This window comes from Microbacterium testaceum (assembly GCF_029761935.1).
In the GTDB taxonomy this organism is placed as follows: Bacteria; Actinomycetota; Actinomycetes; order Actinomycetales; family Microbacteriaceae; genus Microbacterium; species Microbacterium testaceum_A.
Genome location: NZ_CP121699.1, coordinates 1,289,344 through 1,309,330, shown reverse-complemented (window position 1 = coordinate 1,309,330; position 19,987 = coordinate 1,289,344). Strand labels below are relative to the sequence as shown.

Sequence of the window (19,987 nt, the reverse complement as noted above, 5' to 3'; positions counted from 1 at the left end):
CATGGACCTCGACGCCCTGACGGCCGCCCGGCGCGACGAGTGGGCGCGACTCGACGAACTGGGCCGCCGCAAACGCCTGAGCGGCCCCGACGTCGACGAACTCGTCACCCGTTACCGCGCGGCCTCGGCCGACCTGGCCGACATCAAGACCTCGGCCGGACGCACGCCCGAGGGGGACTACGTCTCGATCCTGCTGGCGCGGACGCGCCTGCGTCTCACGGGCGTCCGCGACAACGTCCTGCGGCAGCTGCCGCGCTTCTTCGTGCTGCAGCTGCCGGCGGCGTTGTATCGCGTGCGCTGGAGCACGCTCGCCGTGACCCTGAGCTTCCTCGTGGTGGCGACGCTCGTCGCCCTGTGGATCTCGGGCGATCCCGCGGCCGTGGCGGCGCTGGGGGAGCAGAGTCAGTTGCAGAACTACGCCGACGAGCAGTTCGTGAGCTACTACCGCGAGAACCCGAACGCCATCTTCGCCGGGTCGGTGTGGACGAACAACGCCTGGATCGCGGCGCAGTGCGTGCTGTTCGGGGTCACGGGCATCTGGCCGCTCATGGTGATCATGCAGAACGCCGTGGGGGTGGGGACGTCGGCGGCGATCATGTTCTCGTTCGACCGCGGCGACCTGTTCTTCCAGTTCATCCTCCCGCACGGTCTGCTCGAGCTCACGGCGATCTTCGTCGCGGGAGGGGCGGGCCTGCAGATCTTCTGGGCGTGGGTCGCCCCGGGCCGGCGGACGCGGGCGGAGGCGCTCGCGGCGGCGGGTCGATCGCTCGCGACGGTGGCCGTGGGCCTGGTCTTCGCCCTGGCCCTGTCGGGCCTCGTGGAGGGATTCGTGACCCCGCGCGAGTGGCCGTGGCAGATCAAGATCGCGATCGGCGCTCTGGCCCTCGGGGTCTTCCTGTTCTACATGCTGGTCGTGGGTCGACGCGCGGTGCGCGTGGGCGAGACGGGTGATCTCACTGAGTACGAGGCGGGCACTCCGACGCTCACGGCGGGGTGACGGCATCCGGATGCCGTGTGCTCCGCACCGTGACTGCGATCGAGTGAGCGTTCCCGAGCGTTTCCCGGCGTGTCATTTTTGATTCACTCAAAAATAGATACGCTGGTCGCATGCTCGACAATCGACCGGACGCTCCCGCGGATGCCCTCATCCGCGGGGCGGGTCTGCGGGTAACGGCGACACGCATCGCCGTCCTCGAAGCCCTCCGCGCCCGGCCGCACGCCACCGCCGACGCCGTCTTCGACGGGATCGTCGGCACTCTCCCCGGAACGAGCAAGCAGTCGGTGTACAACGCGCTCGGCGACTTCGCCGACGCGGGACTCGCCCGCCGTATCGAACCCGCCGGCCACGCCGGAACCTTCGAACTGCGCGTGGGCGACAACCACCACCACGTGGTGTGCACCGGGTGCGGCCGCATCGACGACGTGGACTGCGTCGTCGGGTCCGCGCCGTGCCTGCACATGCCGGAGGGAAGCGGATTTCTCATCGAAACCGCAGAGGTGACGTTCTGGGGCGTGTGCTCCGATTGCCGGGCGAAGTCCGAAGCCGAAAAACCGAGAGGATCCCGATGAGCGACGCTCTGAACGGGTGCCCCGTCTTCCACGATGGTGCCGCCCCCGACGACAACCGACTGCCCGTGGGCGAAGCCCCCGCCGACAGCGAGCCCGCCGGCGCCCTGCCCCACCCCACCCAGGGCTCCGCCAACCGCGTGTGGTGGCCCGAGAGCCTGAACGTCAAGATCCTCGCGAAGAACAACGCCCTGCGCGACCCGCTCGATGAGGGCTTCGACTACAGGGCCGCCTTCGAGGCGCTCGACCTCGACGCCGTCAAGCGCGACCTCAAAGAGGTCATGACGACGTCGCAGGACTGGTGGCCCGCCGACTTCGGTCACTACGGCCCCCTCATGATCCGCATGGCCTGGCACAGCGCCGGCACCTACCGCGTGACCGACGGTCGCGGCGGATCGGGCGCGGGAATGCAGCGCTTCGCCCCGCTGAACAGCTGGCCCGACAACGTCAACCTCGACAAGGCGCGCCGCCTGCTGTGGCCGGTCAAGAAGAAGTACGGCCAGTCCATCTCGTGGGCCGACCTGATGATCCTCGCCGGCAACGTCGCGCTCGAGGACATGGGCTTCCCGACCTTCGGCTTCGCCGGCGGCCGAACCGACGTGTGGGAGCCCGACGACGACGTGTACTGGGGCCCCGAGACCACGTGGCTCGGTGACGAGCGCTACACGGGCAACCGCGAGCTCGAACGTCCGCTCGCAGCCGTCCAGATGGGCCTCATCTACGTCAACCCCGAGGGCCCCAACGGCAACCCCGACCCGCAGCTGTCGGCGCACGACATCCGCGAGACGTTCGGCCGCATGGCCATGAACGACGAGGAGACCGTCGCCCTCATCGCCGGTGGCCACACCTTCGGCAAGACGCACGGTGCCGCGAGCGACTCGCACGTGGGTGTCAACCCCGAGGCCGCCGACATCAACGACCAGGGCCTGGGCTGGAAGAACAGCCACGGCACCGGCAAGGGCGACGACACCATCACCAGCGGTCTGGAGGTCACCTGGACCTACCACCCCACCCGCTGGGACAACGAGTTCTTCCACATCCTCTTCGCCTACGAGTGGGAGCTCTTCCAGAGCCCCGCGGGCGCCAACCAGTGGCGTCCCGTCAACGGCGGGGGAGCCGACATGGTCCCCGAGGCGCACTCGGCCGGACGCCGCGAGCCCCGCATGCTCACGAGCGACCTGGCGCTGCGCGTCGACCCTGCGTACGAGAAGATCTCGCGTCGCTTCGCCGAGGACCCGGCGGCGTTCCAGGACGCCTTCGCCCGCGCGTGGTTCAAGCTGACCCACCGCGACATGGGCCCGCGCGAGCGCTACCTCGGCTCCGAGGTGCCCGCGGAGGTGCTCGTGTGGCAGGACCCCGTGCCCGCGGTCGACCACCCGTTGATCGACGAGGCGGATGCCGCCGCCCTCAAGAAGCGCATCCTCGACAGCGGTCTCACGGTGCAGCAGCTCGTCACCACGACGTGGGCCGCGGCATCCACGTTCCGCGGCAGCGACAAGCGCGGCGGCGTGAACGGCGCGCGCATCCGTCTCGAGCCGCAGAAGAGCTGGACGGTCAACAACCCCGAGCAGCTGGCATCCGTGCTCGAGGTGCTCGAGAGCGTGAAGGCCGACTTCGACGCGCAGGGCGAGAAGAAGGTCTCGATCGCCGACCTGCTCGTGCTCGCGGGCAACGCCGGTGTCGAGCAGGCCGCCCTCGCCGGCGGTGTCGAGGTCGAGGTGCCCTTCACCCCCGGCCGCACCGACGCGTCGCAGGAGCAGACCGAGATCGAGTCGTTCCGCTGGCTCGAGCCGATCGCCGACGGCTTCCGCAACTACGCCTCGCGCGAGGCGCGGCTTCCCGCGGAGTTCCTGCTGCTCGACAAGGCGAACCTGCTCACGCTCACCGCTCCCGAGATGACGGTGCTCGTCGGTGGCCTCCGCGCGATCGGCGCCAACTGGGACGGCAGCGACTGGGGCGTGTTCACCGACACCCCCGGGGCCCTCACGAACGACGTCTTCGCGAACCTGCTCGACCTCGGGACGACGTGGAAGCCGCTCGACAGCGGCAAGCACGCCTTCGAGGGGACGAAGGACGGCTCGGGCGACAAGGTCGGCATCGGAACGCGCGTCGACCTGGTGTTCTCGTCGAACTCCGAGCTGCGCGCGCTCGCCGAGGTCTACGCCTCCGACGACGCGAAGGAGAAGTTCGTGCGCGACTTCGTCGCCGCCTGGCGCAAGGTCACCGAGCTCGACCGGTTCGACCTGGTCTGAGCCCGGCATCCGGAAGGCCCGTCCCCTCGCGGGGGCGGGCCTTCCGCGCGTGTGGAGCGTCGCGGTGCGGGCTGACCATGTCCCACATTTTGCTGACTGGGCCGGCGTCAGGCAGCCCTTTTCGGGACATGCTCTGCGAAAAGTGGGACGCGGGGGTCGGCGGAGGGGCCGGATGCCGCGGGCTCAGGCGCGCGCGAGGCGGCGGAGGCCCTCGTCCAGTGACACGGTGGGACTCCACCGCAGGTCGCGGCGGATCTCGGTCTGGTCGAACCAGTGCGCGGTCGACAGCTGCTCGGCGAGGAAGCGGGTCATGGGCGGTTCGTCCTGACCCGGACGCACGGCCCAGACCCGCTCGATGAGCGAGCCTGCGGCTTTGGCCACTCCCGCGGGCACGCTGAATCGCGGGGGAGTGACGCCCGAGGCGCGGCAGATGCCGGCGAGAAGGTCGCCGACCGGCCGCGGTTCGCCGTTGGTCAGCACGTAGGCGCGCCCGCTGACCTCGTCGACACGGTGCAGGGCGGCGACGATCCCGGATGCCGCGTTGTCGACGTACGTGGAGTCGATGAGCGCCGTGCCGCCGTCGAGCAGGGGCAGGGTGCCCCGGCGCGCGCGGGCGACGACGCGCTCGATGAGTTGGGTGTCGCCCGGGCCCCAGACGAGGTGCGGGCGGATCGCGACGAGGGCCGTCCCCCCGCCGGCGCGGGAGAGCGCGAGCACCTCTGCCTCGGCCTTCGTGCGGGCGTATTCGCCGCGCGCGGCATCCGGATCAGCGGGCTCCGCGCCCACGCCGGCGAGAGCGTGGCCCGCGTGCGCGACCGACGGCGACGACACGTGCACGACGCGCGTGACGCCCGCCGCCGCGGCGGCGTCGAGCAGGGTGCGGGTGCCGCCGACGTTGACGGCGCGGAACTGCGCGGGGTCACCGGCGAGCGAGACTTTCGCCGCGAGGTGGACGATCCCGTCGATGCCCTCGAGGGCGGATGCCACGGCATCCGGGTCCGTGACCGATCCGAGCCGGTCATCGGCGCCGTCGACGCCCGAGGGGCGGCGCTGAAGGGTACGCACCTGGTGCCCCGCGTCGTGGAGAGCGCGCACGACGGCGCGGCCGAGGAAGCCGGACGACCCGGTGGCGAGGACCTTCACGGCGCCGTCGGCTTCTCTCCGGCCAACACGCGCTCCGCCCACCGGGCCAGGCGCGAGCGGTCGATCTTCGAGTTGTGGCGGATGTCGGTCGGGAGCGTCGGGACCACGAGCACGGCCGCGAGACGCTGAGACGTCGCCGCGCGGACCTTCTCGGTCAGATCGGGGGATGCCAGACCGGGGCGCCGCACGCCGGCTTCGACGACCGTCACGACGACCTGTCGGCCCACCGGTCCCACGCCCACGGCGGCGGCGCGTTCGACGGCGGGAACCGACTCGACGTCCTGCTCGATTCCGACGGGAGTGACCGGTCCGTCGGCGGTGGTGATCACGTGGGGGAGGCGCCCCTCGATCCAGAGGCGGCCGTCGGCGTCGAGGTGACCGACGTCGCCCGTGCGGTGCCAGCGCTCGGAAAGCCCGCGCCGGGCCTCGCGGTCGGTGAGGTACAGCCGGAAATAGCCGCGCTTGAGGTGGGGCGCCGAGATGACGACCTCGCCGGTGACCCCGGCGTCCGTCCCGGGTTCGCCCGCGGCGCGACCCTCCGCGTCGAGGGCCGAGATGCGCACCTGGCCGGTGCCGAGCGGGCGGCCGACGCAGACCCCTTGGTCGCCGCGCGCCTGTTCGATCTCGGGCAGGGTCACGTCGGCGACGAGCAGGCACTCGGTCATGCCGTAGGGGGTGTGGGCCACGGCGTTCGGCATGAGCTCCTGCGCGCGGCGCAGCAGATCGACGCTCACGGGAGCACCGGTCGAGAGGAACGTCTCGACCTTCTCGAGGGCCGCGCGGTCGTCGCGGGTCAGGTCGGACGCCGTCGCGACGACGTTCGAGACCGCCGCCGGCGACAGGAACACGATCCGCGCGCTTGACGCCCGGACGGCGGCGGCGACGGCGGCCGCGGTCAGGGTGCGCGGGGCGGACACGTCCATGTCGGGCGTCGCCGAGCGCGTGCCGAGCGCCGGTCCGAGCAGGGCGAAGGGGGCGAAGCCGGTGACCAGGCCCGTTTCGGCGGTGACGCCGAAGTGCGCGGCGAGGGTGTCGCGCAACGCGGTCAGCTGCGCGTGCGTGTACACGACGCCCTTCGCCGGTCCCGTCGAACCCGAGGTGAAGAGCACCGCCGCGTCGGCGTCGGGGCCCGGGGCAGCGGGCACGGCGCGGCCCCGACCGGCGCGGGCCAAGTCGGACAGGCTCGCCTCGACACCGAGCGCGCGGGAGGTGACGGCGGGAAGGGCGGCGGCCGAGATCCGACGCCCCGGCCAGCCGAGGGTGCGAGCGGCGGCGAGACCCGCGACCTCGCCGATGACGACGTCGGGGACGGCGCCGCGCACGGCGCGCGACAGACCCCGGATGCCGAGACCCCGGTCGGCCACGACGACCACGGCCCCGATGCGCAGGCACGCGTACAGGGCGGCGGTGAGGGTCGGGCCCGGCTGCACGAGCAGCGAGACACGGTCGCCCGCGCGCACGCCGAAGGCGTCGAGTCCCGCGGCGAGCTCGTCGACGCGGGCGGACAGCCGGCGCCAGCTCACGCGCAGCGGTTCCCCGTCGGTCTCGGTGGTCATGTCGATGACGGCGGTGCCGTCGTCATCGCGCCGGGCGTCGAGAGCGTCCCACAGGTGGCCGGAGGGCGCGGCGGCGGCCTCGGGGGCGGGAACGGCGGCGGCGCGCTTCGCGGCGGCGGAGCGACGCGAACGGGTCGCGGGGGCGACGGCATCCACGACCTTCTCGTCGAGCCAGTCGAGCACGACGTCGGCGTACGGGCGCTCCTCGGCGACCAGGTGGCCTGCCCCCTCGAAACGGTGCACGTCCGCGTGCGGCAGGCGGTCGATGAGGTCGTCGAGGTGGTCCTCGCCGAACACCGGGTCCTTCGGGCCGCGCAGCAGCAGTGCGGGCACCTCGAGCTCGCGCAGACCCGCCGACATGCGGTGCAGCGCGGGCGTGCTCTCATGCTCGGGGGTCGCGGGGATGTCGGCGACGAAGCCGCCGATCCCGCGGCGACGGGCGACGGTGGCGTACGGCGCCCGGAACGCGGCCGTGACCGCCGGATCGAGCTCGGCCAGCGCCAAGGTGGTGTCGAGGAACGCCGTCGTGCCCGTCGTGCCGGCGGCGAGCAGGCCGCGAGCCGTGGCCACGCGCAACGCGAACGGCAGCGACGCCCCCTCGGGATGGTGCACGGCGGTGTTCAAGGCGATCACCGCGGCGAGACGATCGCGATGTTCCACGGCCCAGCCGAGCGAGACCGGCCCGCCCCAGTCGTGACCGATGGTCACGATCGGACCCCGGATGCCGAGACCCTCGACGAGAGCGTCGAGATCGGCGATGCGCTGGGCCAGGGTGCGCCGCAGCGAGGATCGCTCCGAGAAGCCCATCTCGAGCTGGTCGACGGCCAGCACGCGCCACACGGCCGCTCCGGCTTCGGCGCGCGCGAGGGAGGCGTTCACGAGGGCTCGCCACAGGTACGACCACGTGGGATTGCCGTGCACGGCGACGATCGTGCCGATCGGCTCGAGGCCGCGCTCGGCGAGGGCGTCGCCCGTGTCGAGGACGTGCCACAGGCGTGTGGCGCCGGCATCGGCGAGGACGCCCTCGACGCTCACGAGGCGCGACAGGGCCGGGTCGAGCCCGGGCAGACCCGCGGGGGGGAGCGTGGCCTGGGGTCCTGTGACGCGCGCGAAGCTCACCAGGCCAGCTCCAGCATGCCGGTGTTCAGGCCGGAGCCCACTCCCATCAGGAGGACGCGATCACCTCGGCGCAGCGTCTTCTGCTCGGCGGCGAGCGTGATCGGGATCGAGGCCGGGCCGACATTGCCGAGGGTGGGGTAGGTCACCGGGACGCGCTCGCGATCGAGCTTGGCGGCGCGCACGATCGCCGAGGTGTGCACGGAGGACACCTGGTGCGTGATGTAGCGGTCCATGCCGGTCCACGCGAACTCGCCCTTCGCCTCTCTCCAGGCGGAGACGACGAGGTCGAGCCCGCCCTTCAGCAGGGCCTTGGCGTCGGTGAACATGCCGTCGACGCTGCCGACGCAGAGGTCGTAGAACTGCGTCGCGGCGCGCGTGACGCCGCCCACGATGCGGTGGCCCTCGGGATGGTCGCTCGCGCGGCCGAGGACGGCGGCGGCGGCTCCCGAGCCGAGGGTCAGGGAGGCGAACTCCTGCATGAAGGCGTCGCGGTCGAGGTCCTCGCGGACGAGACGGTTGATCGTGTTGACCTGGATCTCGTCGGCATCCTCACCGTTGACGATGAGGGCGTACTTGACCTGACCCGACTGGATCATGCCGGCGGCCAGGCTCATGCCGTTGATGAAACCGAGGCACGCGTTCGCGACGTCGAAGTTGATCGCCGAGCTCGGCAGGCCCAGGCCGTGGTGCAGGCGCACGGCCACCGAGGGCTCGAGGTGCTTGCGCGTCACCGAGGTGTTGATGATCAGACCGATCTCGCTCGGGTCGACGCCCGCCTCGGCGAGGGCCTGCTTACCGGCGGCGATCGTCGCCTCGTCGGAGGACTCGCCCTCCGCCCAGTTGCGGCGCTCGTTGACGCCCGCCACGCGACGCAGGAGTCCCGGCTTGAGCTTCAGGCGCTGCAGCGCCGGGGCGAGACGGTCTTCGATGTCGTCCGACGTCGTGACGCGGCTGGGCAAGACGCTCGCCACCGAAACGAGGGCCACATCGTCGAAGTGCGTGGTGGCGTTACCTGGCAAGAGATCTCCCGCATCCTGTGCGTAGACGGCGCAGCCGGGCGCGGAGGGAACGCATCGACGGCTGGAAGGGTACCCCCCAGGATAAGCCGCGAGATATGTCGCAGGCTGCATGGGGGGTGGGTGTGCTACAGCCGACCGGCGGCCTTCAGCGCCAGGTAACGGTCGGCGACGAGGGGCGGCAGGTCGTCGGCCGATGCCGAGACGGCGTCGCCCCCGGCGCGCACGATGGCCGTGGCAACCCGCTCGGCGTCGTGACGTGCCCGCTCGATCGCGGCGGCGGCGTAGACGTCCGACGCGTCGCGGTGCACCGGGGTGTCTCCGGGGCCGTCGGTGGCGGTGGCCACCAGCAGGCGCGAGCGCGAGGCGACCGCGGGGAGCGAGGCGAGGAAGGCCCGCGCGGCCTCGGGGTCGTCGGCCGCCGTGAGCAGGACGACCAGCGCCGGGCGCACGGTGAACCCGCGGACGTGGGCGAAGGCGGCATCCCAGTCGGTGTCGATGAGCTGCGGGTCGACCGGGGCCATGGCATCCACCAGGGCGGGAAGCAGCTGGGTCCCGTCGACGCGGGTGACGCGCGCCCGGGGCAGGCGGTCGAACATCAGCAGGTGCACGTGGTCGCCCGCGCGCGTCGCCAGCACCGACAGGAGCAGGGCCGCTTCCATCGCGGCGTCGAGGCGCACCCCGTCGCCCACGCGCGCTGCCGCCGTACGACCCGTGTCGATGACGATCACGACGTGCCTGTCGCGCTCGGGCCGCCAGGTGCGGAGCATCGTGGTCCCCGCGCGGGCGGTGGCGCGCCAGTCGATCGAGCGCACGTCGTCTCCGCGCACGTACTCGCGCAGGCTGTCGAACTCGGTGCCCTGCCCGCGCACCTGCAGGCTCGTGTTGCCGTCGAGTTCGCGGAGCCGGGCGAGACGAGACGGCAGATGCCGCCGCGAGGTGAACGGCGGCAGCACGCGGATCCGGGCGGGGGCGTCGACGCGCCCCTGCCGGCCGGCCAGCCCCAGGGGGCCCAGGGCGCGCACCACCACGAAGGCGCTGCGCAGCTCTCCTCGACGGCGGGGGAGCAGCGGCAGGGGGGCGGCACGCCGCTCTCCCGGGGGAACCGTGAAGCGCTGGCGCTCGTCGGGGGCCCCGGCCGTCGGCTGCCACGCGTCGCGGACGCGCGCGCGCAGCAGGCGGGTGCCGAGGTTGCGGACTCTCAGCTCGCCGGCCACGGGTTCATCGCGCAGCGCCCGCTCGGGGTGCGTGCGCGTGATCTCGACGCGACGCGGATCGGCCGCGAGCGTCGTGTCGACGACCGCCAGCACGACGCACAGCAGCACCCATCCGCCGGCGACCGCCCACGCCGGAACCCCCGCTGTGCTCAACAGCACGAGAGGGAAGACGCCGAGGGCGATGAGCAGGGCGAGACGGCCGGTGACGAACATCAGATGGGAACGCGGGTCTGCTGCAGGACCGAGGTGAGGATGGCATCCACCGAGACGCCCTCGATCTCGGCCTCCGGGCGCAGGCGGATCCGGTGGCGCCACACGGGCACGAGCATCGTCTGCACGTGGTCGGGTGTGATCGCGGGGTAGCCGCTCAGCCAGGCCCAGGCCTTGGCCGCGGCCAGCAGTCCCGTGGAGGCGCGGGGGCTCACGCCCACCAGCACCGAGGGGCTCTGGCGGGTCGCGCGGGCGAGGTCGACGACGTAGCCGAGCAGGTCGTCGTCGACGGCGACGGATGCCGCGGCACGCTGAGCCGCGAGGATCTGCGGCGCCGTGACGACCGGCGCGACACCGGCGTCGTCGAGGCGGCGGGGGTCGAAGCCGGAGGCGTGCCGCCGCAGCACGTCGACCTCGGCGTCGCGACCGGGCAGGTCGACGACGAGCTTGAGGAGGAAGCGGTCGAGCTGCGCCTCGGGCAGGGTGTAGGTGCCCTCGTGCTCGATCGGGTTCTGCGTCGCGGCGACGAGGAAGGGATCGGGGAGCGCGCGGCTCTCGCCGTCGGACGACACCTGTCGCTCTTCCATGGCCTCGAGCAGCGCCGCCTGCGTCTTCGGGGGCGTGCGGTTGATCTCGTCGGCGAGCAGCACGTGGGTGAAGACCGGACCGGGGCGGAACTCGAAGTTCCCCGCGCGGGCGTCGTACACGAGCGACCCGGTGACGTCGCCGGGCATGAGGTCGGGCGTGAACTGCACCCGGCGGGTGTCGAGGCCGAGGGCGCGGCTGAAGGAGCGCACGAGAAGGGTCTTGGCCACGCCGGGGACGCCCTCGAGGAGCACGTGCCCCCGGGAGAGGAGGGCGATGAGCAAGCCCGTGATGGTTCCGTCCTGTCCGACGACGGCTTTGCCGACCTCGAGGCGGACCCGGTGCATCGCGTCGCGCAGCTCCGCGTGGTCGTCGCCGCGCGCGACGGGGGCCGCGGCTGCGGGGGTCTCGGGGCTGTCAGTCATCGGGTGGTCCCTTCGGTTCGGACGGCGGCGCGCACGCTCTCTTCGAGGTCGCGGAGGCGATCGGCCGCCGCGACGAGTTCGCGGTCGGTGCGGGGGGTGTCGTCGACGAGAATGCCGCGCACCTGGGCGCGGTCCGCGCCGAGGCGTTGCGCCACGGCGTCGGCGACGTCGTTCGGCGAGGTGCGCGTGGTCAGGCCGAGCAGTCGGCCCAGGCGCGACCGGGCGGCGCGGCGCAGCTCGTCGAGCGCGTGCGCGGCGTCCTTGGACGAGGCGTACAGACGAGCGCGACCCTCGGTGGTCTCGGTGGCGCGGACGGTGACGGGCAGGCGCTCGGCGACGAGGGGCCCGAAGCGACGGCCGCGCCAGATCGCGGCCGCGAGGGCCGCGGTCAGCAGCAACAACAGGGCGGGCGTCACCCAGTCGGGGGTGAGGTCGCCGAGGGTGGGGGCGGTGGTCCCCTGATCCGCGTCGGAGAGCGAGGGGACGTACCAGACCACGGAGTCGGTCTGCCCGAGCACGCCGAGGGTGAGAGCGGCGTTGCCGTCGAGGGGGAGAGCGGTGTTGGTCAGCACCGAGAGACCGTCGAGGGCCGTCACCGTCGTGCCGTCGGCCGCGACGGAGCGGAGGAGTCCGAACTCGCCGTCGACGGGATAGCACCCGTCGACGCCGTCGCCGGGACGCAGGAGCTCGCCGACGCGGGCGGTTCCGGCGTTCGCCGCGGCGGGGAGGGCGCACTCGGGACTCGTCGCCAGGTCGGCGGAGAAGCCCCCGAGCGCCGAGCCGTCGAGGAGGACGTCGAGAGCGCGGGAGCGGGGCTCGACGAGGACCACGTGGGCGGCGCGTCCGGCCAGATCGCGCAGGCCCTCGTCCGACAGCATCGGCGCGTCCCGCATGACGAGGGTGGCCCCGCCGCCCGCGAGGGCGCGCTCAGCGGCTGACCGGTCACGGGCGACGGTGACCGTGACCCCCTGCTGCTCGAGGACGCGCACGGCCGCGCGGCTGCCTTCGGGCCCCGCCGACTCGGGATCGAGGATCGCGCGCTGCGTGTATCCGCCGAAGACGAGGGTGCCCCCGACGAGGGCCACGACCAGGAGCCCGACGACGAGTGCGACCCACCCGAGCGCGGCTTTGCGCCGGGAGCGCACGGGAGCGGCGGTCGCCGTCGGCGCGCTCATCGGGGTGCCACCGGCAGAGCGCGGGCGCGCACCGCCGCGTCGTCGAGATCGGCCACCGCGCGGTAGCGCTCGGCGGTGCCGGGGCGGCGGAGGTATCGGACGTCGTCGAAGGTCGTCGCCGCCGGATCGAGCAGGGGGACGAGCGAGGGCAGAGCGGTGGCCGTCTCGCGGGCGAACGCGCGCACGGTGGCGCCCGGCGGAGGGTCGACGAGCCCGCGTTCGGTGAGGCCGCGGGCGACGGCCCGGAAGCGCAGCACGATCGCTTCGTCCCATTCGCCTCTGCCGGCGGCGGCGGCGGCGTCGGCGCGGAGTTCGTCGGCCGAGCGCGCATCGTCGTCGTCGAAGAGCGCGCGAGCCGGCTCGGTGGCGCGCGTCGACAGCCGCGGGCGGCCCCAGATCAGGATGCCGACGATGATCGCGGCGACCACGATGACGCCCAGCACGATCAGGGCCGACGGCCCCCATCCGCCGGTTTCAGGGACGCGCAGGAGGTCTTCGAGGAACCGCCCGACCGCTTGCGAGATGCGGTCGATGAACGTGGGCTCGGCGGCCTGGTAGGTGGGATCGCGCAGTTCCTGCTCGGCCCATTCGCGAGCCTGGTCGGGGTCGGGGAGCAGCGGGAACGCCGCCGCCAGCGCGGTGGGGATCACGCGTCTTCGCTCGACCCGGGGGCGGCCCACGTCGTTCGCGAGCGGTCCGCTGCGGGCGGCGAGGGCTTGGTCGTCGCGCCGGGCGCCGGCACCTGCGGGACCGCGGGTCCCTGCGGCGGCGCGTAGCCCTGGGGCGCCGGTGGGCTCTGCGGTGCCGGCGGGCCCTGCGGCGGCGCGTACCCCTGCGGCGCGGGGGCGTAACCTCCGGCCGACGGTGCGCCGTATCCGGCGGGTGCGGCGTACCCCGCGGTGCCCACCGGCGGCGCGTAGCCCGCGAACGCGGGGGCGGCGCCGAACGGCACGGGGGCGGGGCGCTCGACGACGCGACCGACTCCCACGAGGTAGGGGTCGTTCAGGTCGCTGGCACCGGCGTCGCGGGCCTCGACGTACGACTGCAGGTCGTGATCGAGCGCCTCGACGCGCATGCGGGCGTCGACGTAGACGAGGACGGCGGAGGTCGACTGCACCACGAGGGCGATGCACTGGACGAGGAGGATGCCGAACTGCCCGACGACCTGCAGGGCAACGAACCCGATGACGGCGCTGACGTCGCTGTCGCCCGTGGGGGCGATGATGGCCGGCACCAACCCGCTCACGAGGCTGAGGGGGATCGAGATGATCTGGGCGACGAGGCCGAACGCCATCGAGATCACGATGATGACGCCGAGCGTCGACCAGAAGCGCCCCCGGGTCAGCTGCCACGACCGGGCGATCGCCCGGAACACGGGGGCCTGCTCGAGGATGATGACCGAGGGGACGAGGAACAGCTTCGGGGTCAGCCACAGGGAGAGCGGGATGAGCGCGAGGAAGAACAGTACGCCGACGAGCGCTCCGACCCAGGTCGCGGCGATCACCAGCAGCGTCACGATTCCGGCGAGCACGCCCACCACGATCACCACGACGCCGATCGTGAGCGCGCTGTAGCCGATCAGCCGCCAGAACACCGGGCGGACGCGGCCCCAGACGGCCCGCAGGGTCGGCTTCTCGGAGACCACCGCGTGGGCGACCTCGGCGACGACGACGCCCTGGACGACGACGCCGAGCGCTCCCGACAGCACCCCCAGTACGAGAGCGGTGATACCGGTCAGCGCGACCGAGCCCGCGGTGATCGCGTCGAACTCGTCGCTGCCCGGGGCGACGGTGTCGAGTCGCGAGAAGCTCGCGATCGCCACCCCGCCGATCGCGACCGTCACGAGGATGTACGCCACGGCCTGCACGACGAGCGCGAACCCCAGCAGCACCTTGGGGTTGTGCCGCAGAGCAACGAACGAGCGGGCCAGGATCGTGCCGAACCCGTAGGGGTGCAGCGGGACGATGCCCGGTCGTGATGCCGGTGTCCAAGCCGGGTACGCGGTCATGTGGGGCCCCTCCTCGTCACATGGCGGTGCCCTCATCGTGTCACACACCCCCGACACGCACCCCTGTCGCCCAGGCAGGTCGACTACTCTCGATACGACGCGTCCTCACCCGGGGCGCTCCACCCGTCCCCGAGCGGGTTCGAGACGGAAGACCTGCACCCGAATGACTTCACGGATCCTGGTGGTCGACGACGACACCGCGCTGGCCGAGATGATCGGCATCGTGCTGCGCACCGAGGGATTCGACACGGTGTTCTGCGCGGACGGCGCCCAGGCCGTCGACGCCTGGCGCACCGAGCGTCCCGACCTCATCCTGCTCGACCTCATGCTCCCGGGCGTCGACGGCATCGAGATCTGCACGCGCGTGCGGGCCGAGTCCGGCGTGCCGATCATCATGTTGACGGCGCGCACCGACACGGCCGACGTGGTCAAGGGCCTCGAATCGGGTGCGGACGACTACATCATGAAGCCCTTCAACCCGAAGGAGCTGGTCGCGCGCATCCGCACGCGTCTGCGTCCCGTGCAGGCCCCCGTCGACGAGACGCTGCGCATCGGCGACCTGGTCGTCGACGTCGCCGCGCACGAGGTCCGCCGCGGCGACGTCCCGATCGCCCTGACGCCCCTCGAATTCGAGCTCCTCGTCGCCTTGGCCGAGAAGCCGCAGCAGGTGTTCTCCCGCGAGATGCTGCTCGAGCAGGTGTGGGGCTACCACTACAAGGCCGACACGCGCCTGGTTAACGTGCACGTCCAGCGACTGCGCGCCAAGATCGAGGCCGACCCCGACAACCCGCGCATCGTGACGACCGTGCGCGGCGTGGGCTACCGCGCCGGCGCGGTGGCCTGATCCCCTCATGACGGGGGCGGTGCGCACCCTCCCGCGAGTGCGGGGATGGCGGGATTGGCGCGTGGTGCGCGACCGCCTGGCCACCCTGTGGCGCCGCTCGCTGCGGTTCCGCACCATCGTGCTGACGGTGACGCTCACGGCGGCGACCATCCTCGTGACCTGCGTCGCCATGGCGCTCGTCATCCAGAACGAGCTGTTCACGGCCCGCAAGGACCAGGTGCTCCTCGAGGCCCAGCGCGCCACCGCGGCGGCCCAGGCGACCCTCGACGCCGCCGTCGACTCGACCGATCCCGCCGCCGCGCAGACGTTGATGAACGGCATCGCGACGCGCCTGTCGCAGCAGTCGTCGAGCGATCTCATCGCGCTGTACCGCATCGGCCCGCCCTCGCCCCTGGCCCCCCAGCCCTTCATCTCCCCGGCTTTCGAGTCGAGCATGGTGACCGATGCCCTGCGCACGCAGGTGCAGTCGAGCCCCGATCTGCAGTGGTGGCAATCGGTGGCGCTGCCCGCCGACGACGGCCGTGAGGTTCCCGGCATCCTGGTCGGTCATCAACTGCGTTTCCCCGCCGAGGACGGGGTCGATTCCTACGAGCTGTACATGGGATACGACCTCACCAGCGCCTCGCAGACCCTCGCGTTCGTGCAGGTGCTGCTGTGGGTGGTCGGGCTCGTCCTGGTCCTGCTGATCGGTGCGATCGCGTGGTTCGTCCTCCGATCGGTGACGACCCCGATCGCGGATGCCGCCGAGACGAGCGCCAAGCTCGCCGCGGGTGATCTCGGGGTACGTCTGCCGGTGCGCGGCGAGGACGAGTTGGCGACCCTGAACCGTTCGTTCAACGCGATGGCCGACAGCATCGAGTCGCAGATCAAGGAGCTGGCCGACCTCTCGCTCGTGCAGCAGCGCTTCGTCTCGGACGTCTCCCACGAGCTGCGGACGCCCCTGACGACGATCAAGCTCGCCGCGGACATGATCAACGATCAGCGCGAGGAGTTCGACCCCGCCACCGGCCGCGCGGCCGAGCTCCTCCACGCGCAGGTGCAGCGCTTCGAGGTGCTGCTCACCGACCTGCTCGAGATCAGCCGGTACGACGCCGGGTCCGTGCAGCTCGAGCTCGAGCCGACGAGCCTGGCCCACCTCGCCGAAGACGTCATCCTCTCGATGGAGCAGCTCGCCGAGGGGCACGGTTCGGACGTGCGCCTGGTCGCGCCGGGCGGGTACACCCCGGTCGACATGGACGCCCGGCGCGTGCGCCGGATCGTGCGCAACCTCCTCGGCAACGCCATCGAGCACGGGGAGGCACGCCCGATCGTGGTGTCGGTCGACAGTGATCGGGATGCCGTGGCCCTCGGCGTCCGCGACTTCGGTCTGGGCATGCAGCCCGACGACGTCGAGCGCGTCTTCGACCGCTTCTGGCGCGCCGACCCCTCGCGCGTGCGCACCATCGGCGGCACGGGCCTCGGCCTGTCGATCGCGCTCGGCGACGCCAAGCTGCACGGGGGGACCCTGTCGGTCTGGTCCGAGCCGGGGCGCGGCTCGAACTTCGTGCTCACGCTCCCGCGGGCCGGCGAGCCGGTCAGCAGTTCGCCCCTGCCGCTCGTCCCCGACGACGAGCAGGGCGGGGCCCTGGAGGCCCTGGGGCTCACGCAGCCCATCTCCACCCGTCCGGGAGTGAGGAAGACGACATGAGACGCGCTATCGCCTTCGTCGGCCTCGCCCTCGTCCTCGTGCTCACCGCCTGCACGGGCCTGCCGACCTCCGGGTACGTCAACCCCGGTCGCGGCCCGCAGGTCGACGACACGCAGGCCTTCGCGTTCGTCCCCGACGGGCCGCAGGACGACGCGTCTCCCGCCGAGATCGTGGAGGGGTTCCTCCGCGCCGGCTCCGGTCCCGCCGACGACTGGGCCACGGCGAAGCTGTTCCTGGCGTCCGGGACGCAGTGGGATCCGCGAGCGCGGGTCACGATCGACCGTCTGGCCGATCGCCGCGCCACCGCGAACGCCGACGGCACCGGGGTGACGGTCTCGCTCACGACGATGGCGGGAGTGGATGCCAACGGCGCCTACGCTCCGACGGCCTCGGGGACCGCGGAGACGCTGTCGTTCACCCTCGCGCGGGTCGACGATCAGTGGCGCATCACCTCGGCGCCCGACGGGGTCGTGCTGTACGAGGAGGTGTTCCCGACCGTCTACCAGTCGGCATCCATCGCGTACTTCGATCCCACGTGGAGTTTCATCGTCCCCGACGTCCGCTGGTTCCCGCGGGCTCTGGTGGCCAGCCGGGTGGCGACGGCCCTGGTCGACGGTCAGCCGAGTGCGTGGCTCGCGGGGGCGGTCAAGACGGCGTTCCCCGACGAGCTCTCCCTGGTGGGGCGGTCGGTGACGCTCTCGTCGAGCGGGGTCGCCCAGGTGCAGCTGCCGCGGGCCGCTCTGAGCCTCGACCGGACGACGCTGGACCGCATGCAGACCCAGCTGTCGAAGAGTCTCGTCACTGCGGGGATCAGCGACGTCCAGATGACGGTCGAGGGCACTCCCGTCCCCGCGTCCGAGGTGTCGGTCCGCGTCACGCGCGTCGACCCCTCTCCGGCCGTGCTCACGACGGCGGGGGCGTTCGGCGCGCTCGCCGGCGACACGGTCGAGTCGCTCGGCGGGCTCTCCGACGCGATCGAGTCGCTCTCGCCGGCCTCGGTGGAACTCGAGGCCGATCGGAGTCTGGCGGCCGTCCGCACGCAGCAGGGCACCGTCGCGAGCGCGCTCGCCGACGGACGCACCTTCCTCCTCGACGAGCGCTCGGGGCTCATCGCGCCCACGATCGACGCCGAGGGGTCGATCTGGAGCGTGCCGAGCGCCGCTCCGACGCAGCTGCGGGTCATCACGGCCGAGGGCGTTCCGCGCAACGTGGGCAACGCGTGGCCCGATGCCTCCGAGATCAGTGCGATGCAGATCTCGCGCGACGGCACGCGGGTCGCGGCGATCGTGACGGTCTCGGGTACGCGCGAGGTGTGGGTGGCCGGCATCCAGCGCGAGGGCGGCGAGGTGGATCTCGGGGTTCCGCACGTGCTGTCGTTCGCGCAGCAGGGGGCGTTCGATCTGGCGTGGCTCGATGACACCACGGTCGGAGTCCTGGCCGATGTCGACGGCGCCAGCCGTCTGCGCGAGCTCAATGTGGGGGGCCGGGGCACCGAGGCCGCGGCACCGGACGGCGCGACGACTCTCGCCGCCGGCAGCACGAGCGTCCGCGTCCTCGACGACACCGGTCGCCTCTACAGCCGTCGCGGCAGCTCGTGGACCCTGGTGGCGACCGGCATCCGCGTGCTCGCCGCCCAGCAGGGCACGACCTCCTGACCCTTCTCCCCAGCGCGCTCGTCCGGGCAGTTCCGCCCCGATGGGGCGGCGGGGCGAGCGGAGCCCTCGCGCCGCGGAGCAGGCTGAGCGCATGTCACTGTCCGCCGCCCTGACCTCGTCGTTCCGAGATGCCCTGACGTTCTGGCTCCCCGTCGCGTGCGCCGGGTGCGGTGTCGTCGACACCGATCTCTGTGCCGGATGCCGTGACGCCCTGGCGCCGAGCCCGATCCGCCGCGCCATCGGATCGGGGATGACGGTCACGAGCGCGCTCGCGTTCGACGGGGTCGCGGCCCGCGTCATCCGTTCGCTCAAAGAGGAGGGGCGGACCGGGCTCGCGCGTGACCTGGCCCCGGCGCTCGATGCCGTGCTGCGTCTCGCGGTGCCCACCGGCGCGCGCGTGACGACCGTGCCGGGGACGCGTGCGGCCTTCCGGCGACGGGGCTTCCGCCCCCTCGACATCCTGCTGCGGCGGGCGGGGTGGACGCACGAGCGACTGCTGCGGGTGGCCCGCGCGACCGATGACCAGCGGGGACTCGGTCGCAGCGCTCGCCGCGAGAACGTCGGGGGAGCCTTCGCCGCCCGACCGGTTCCGGGCGGGGTCGTCGTGGTCGTGGACGATGTCGTGACCACCGGATCGACGCTGTCCGAGGCAGCACGCGCCCTGCGCGCGGCGGGGGCGGACGAGGTGATCGCCGTGGCGCTGGCGCACACGCCGCGTCGCAGGAACATCGAAGGTGAATCCCGGGTGATTGAGACGTGACACGGGGGTGGCGGGCTACTAGCGTAAGGATGACTGAAGGCGACGGATGTTCCGCCCTTAGACCGGGCGGAACCCGGAACAAGGAGGTCACAGATGGACACCAACATCGTCGGCGTGGGAGTCGGTATCACCGATCGTTTCCGCTCGGTGGTCGAAGAGAAGGTCAGTCGCATCGAGCACCTGGCGCCGCGCGCTCAAGCGCTCGAGGTCAAGGTGACCCACCGCTCCTATCGCAACGGTCGTCTCGAAGACGACACCGTCGAGCTCACGCTCGACGGCAAGGGCCCGGTCGTTCGCGCGGAGGCGACCGACACCGACAAGTTCGCGGCCCTCGACCTCGCGGTCGACAAGATCTCCGAGCAGGTGCGCCGGGCGAAGGACAAGCGCATCGACGCGCGAAACCACCCCCGGGGCGCGAAGTTCGAGAAGGGCACGGGAGAGCTCGCCGGCATCGACGTCGAGCCCGCCTCCGTCGAGGTGCTGCGTGCCGTCGCGACCGGCTCGGTGCCCGTGCAAGAGACCGGTGCCGACGAACAGGACTACTCGCCCGTGGTCATCCGACAGAAGGAGTTCGGCGCCGAGTGGATGACGGTCGAAGACGCCGTCGACCGCATGGAGCTCGTCGGCCACGACTTCTTCCTCTTCATCGACGCCCGCACCGATCACCCGAGCGTCGTCTACCGCCGCAAGGGCTGGGACTACGGTGTGATCGCGCTGGCGACCCAGGCCGCCCCGGCCGTCGGGGTCGCATCCTGACCTGAGAACGACA

General features: G+C 72.3%; 16 protein-coding genes. 8 read left to right on the top strand and 8 right to left on the bottom strand.

Annotated elements, in window-relative coordinates; translation table 11 throughout:
- Position 1 precedes the first annotated feature (1 nt).
- The 3 genes from QBE02_RS06460 to katG all read left to right on the top strand — a co-directional run bounded on the left by QBE02_RS06460 (position 2) and on the right by katG (position 3,818).
- Complete coding sequence (locus QBE02_RS06460) at positions 2–997, top strand: stage II sporulation protein M (protein WP_279367583.1); 996 nt, start codon at positions 2–4, stop codon at positions 995–997.
- Between the two features lie 110 nt (positions 998–1,107).
- The gene (locus QBE02_RS06455; RefSeq protein WP_279367582.1) at positions 1,108–1,569 is read left to right on the top strand and encodes a Fur family transcriptional regulator; all 462 of its coding nucleotides are present in this window, start codon (positions 1,108–1,110) and stop codon (positions 1,567–1,569) included.
- A complete protein-coding gene (katG, locus tag QBE02_RS06450) occupies positions 1,566–3,818 on the top strand; it encodes a catalase/peroxidase HPI (protein WP_279367581.1) in 2,253 nt (750 codons plus the stop codon). Before QBE02_RS06455 ends, katG begins: the two co-directional genes overlap by 4 nt.
- Before the next feature lie 183 nt (positions 3,819–4,001).
- Here the strand turns inward: katG and QBE02_RS06445 are convergent, their stop codons facing one another.
- The 8 genes from QBE02_RS06445 to QBE02_RS06410 all read right to left on the bottom strand — a co-directional run bounded on the left by QBE02_RS06445 (position 4,002) and on the right by QBE02_RS06410 (position 14,272).
- Complete coding sequence (locus QBE02_RS06445; RefSeq protein ID WP_279367580.1) at positions 4,002–4,961, bottom strand: NAD-dependent epimerase/dehydratase family protein; 960 nt, start codon at positions 4,959–4,961, stop codon at positions 4,002–4,004.
- A complete protein-coding gene (locus QBE02_RS06440; protein ID WP_279367579.1) occupies positions 4,958–7,636 on the bottom strand; it encodes an alpha/beta fold hydrolase in 2,679 nt (892 codons plus the stop codon). Before QBE02_RS06440 ends, QBE02_RS06445 begins: the two co-directional genes overlap by 4 nt.
- Positions 7,633–8,655, bottom strand: coding sequence for a 3-oxoacyl-ACP synthase III (locus QBE02_RS06435; RefSeq protein ID WP_279367577.1), 1,023 nt, complete (start codon positions 8,653–8,655; stop codon positions 7,633–7,635). The genes QBE02_RS06440 and QBE02_RS06435 overlap by 4 nt, the downstream gene beginning before the upstream one ends.
- A gap of 125 nt (positions 8,656–8,780) precedes the next feature.
- Positions 8,781–10,082, bottom strand: a complete 1,302-nt coding sequence (locus QBE02_RS06430) for a DUF58 domain-containing protein (RefSeq protein WP_279367576.1) — start codon at positions 10,080–10,082, stop codon at positions 8,781–8,783.
- Positions 10,082–11,089: an AAA family ATPase gene (locus tag QBE02_RS06425; RefSeq protein WP_056226876.1), complete on the bottom strand. Its 1,008-nt coding sequence runs from the start codon at positions 11,087–11,089 to the stop codon at positions 10,082–10,084. Before QBE02_RS06425 ends, QBE02_RS06430 begins: the two co-directional genes overlap by 1 nt.
- On the bottom strand, positions 11,086–12,264 hold the full coding sequence (locus QBE02_RS06420) for a DUF4350 domain-containing protein (RefSeq protein ID WP_279367575.1): 1,179 nt from the start codon (positions 12,262–12,264) through the stop codon (positions 11,086–11,088). The genes QBE02_RS06425 and QBE02_RS06420 overlap by 4 nt, the downstream gene beginning before the upstream one ends.
- Positions 12,261–12,914, bottom strand: coding sequence for a DUF4129 domain-containing protein (locus QBE02_RS06415; protein WP_279367574.1), 654 nt, complete (start codon positions 12,912–12,914; stop codon positions 12,261–12,263). The genes QBE02_RS06420 and QBE02_RS06415 overlap by 4 nt, the downstream gene beginning before the upstream one ends.
- Entirely contained in the window at positions 12,911–14,272 is a 1,362-nt protein-coding gene (locus QBE02_RS06410; protein ID WP_279367573.1) for a glycerophosphoryl diester phosphodiesterase membrane domain-containing protein, read from the bottom strand. The genes QBE02_RS06415 and QBE02_RS06410 overlap by 4 nt, the downstream gene beginning before the upstream one ends.
- Before the next feature lie 163 nt (positions 14,273–14,435).
- Between QBE02_RS06410 and mtrA the strand changes: the two genes are divergently transcribed.
- The 5 genes from mtrA (at position 14,436) to hpf (ending at position 19,974) form a co-directional block, all read left to right on the top strand.
- The gene (mtrA, locus tag QBE02_RS06405; RefSeq protein ID WP_056226885.1) at positions 14,436–15,116 is read left to right on the top strand and encodes an MtrAB system response regulator MtrA; all 681 of its coding nucleotides are present in this window, start codon (positions 14,436–14,438) and stop codon (positions 15,114–15,116) included.
- 7 nt (positions 15,117–15,123) lie between these two features.
- Positions 15,124–16,803: an MtrAB system histidine kinase MtrB gene (gene mtrB, locus QBE02_RS06400; RefSeq protein WP_279367572.1), complete on the top strand. Its 1,680-nt coding sequence runs from the start codon at positions 15,124–15,126 to the stop codon at positions 16,801–16,803.
- Positions 16,800–18,458: an LpqB family beta-propeller domain-containing protein gene (locus tag QBE02_RS06395; RefSeq protein WP_279367571.1), complete on the top strand. Its 1,659-nt coding sequence runs from the start codon at positions 16,800–16,802 to the stop codon at positions 18,456–18,458. The genes mtrB and QBE02_RS06395 overlap by 4 nt, the downstream gene beginning before the upstream one ends.
- A gap of 91 nt (positions 18,459–18,549) precedes the next feature.
- A complete protein-coding gene (locus tag QBE02_RS06390; RefSeq protein WP_279367570.1) occupies positions 18,550–19,218 on the top strand; it encodes a ComF family protein in 669 nt (222 codons plus the stop codon).
- 93 nt (positions 19,219–19,311) lie between these two features.
- Complete coding sequence (hpf, locus tag QBE02_RS06385; protein ID WP_279367569.1) at positions 19,312–19,974, top strand: ribosome hibernation-promoting factor, HPF/YfiA family; 663 nt, start codon at positions 19,312–19,314, stop codon at positions 19,972–19,974.
- Positions 19,975–19,987: the final 13 nt, after the last annotated feature.

Excerpts from the sequence above, each read along its gene's own strand:
- hpf (WP_279367569.1), top strand. The coding sequence starts at position 19,312 with ATGGACACCAACATCGTCGGCGTGGGAGTCGGTATCACCGATCGTTTC.
- QBE02_RS06430 (WP_279367576.1), bottom strand. The coding sequence starts at position 10,082 with ATGTTCGTCACCGGCCGTCTCGCCCTGCTCATCGCCCTCGGCGTCTTC.
- QBE02_RS06455 (WP_279367582.1), top strand. The coding sequence starts at position 1,108 with ATGCTCGACAATCGACCGGACGCTCCCGCGGATGCCCTCATCCGCGGG.
- QBE02_RS06390 (WP_279367570.1), top strand. The coding sequence starts at position 18,550 with ATGTCACTGTCCGCCGCCCTGACCTCGTCGTTCCGAGATGCCCTGACG.
- QBE02_RS06420 (WP_279367575.1), bottom strand. The coding sequence starts at position 12,264 with ATGAGCGCGCCGACGGCGACCGCCGCTCCCGTGCGCTCCCGGCGCAAA.
- mtrB (WP_279367572.1), top strand. The coding sequence starts at position 15,124 with ATGACGGGGGCGGTGCGCACCCTCCCGCGAGTGCGGGGATGGCGGGAT.
- mtrA (WP_056226885.1), top strand. The coding sequence starts at position 14,436 with ATGACTTCACGGATCCTGGTGGTCGACGACGACACCGCGCTGGCCGAG.
- QBE02_RS06425 (WP_056226876.1), bottom strand. The coding sequence starts at position 11,089 with ATGACTGACAGCCCCGAGACCCCCGCAGCCGCGGCCCCCGTCGCGCGC.
- QBE02_RS06410 (WP_279367573.1), bottom strand. The coding sequence starts at position 14,272 with ATGACCGCGTACCCGGCTTGGACACCGGCATCACGACCGGGCATCGTC.
- QBE02_RS06395 (WP_279367571.1), top strand. The coding sequence starts at position 16,800 with ATGAGACGCGCTATCGCCTTCGTCGGCCTCGCCCTCGTCCTCGTGCTC.
- katG (WP_279367581.1), top strand. The coding sequence starts at position 1,566 with ATGAGCGACGCTCTGAACGGGTGCCCCGTCTTCCACGATGGTGCCGCC.
- QBE02_RS06460 (WP_279367583.1), top strand. The coding sequence starts at position 2 with ATGGACCTCGACGCCCTGACGGCCGCCCGGCGCGACGAGTGGGCGCGA.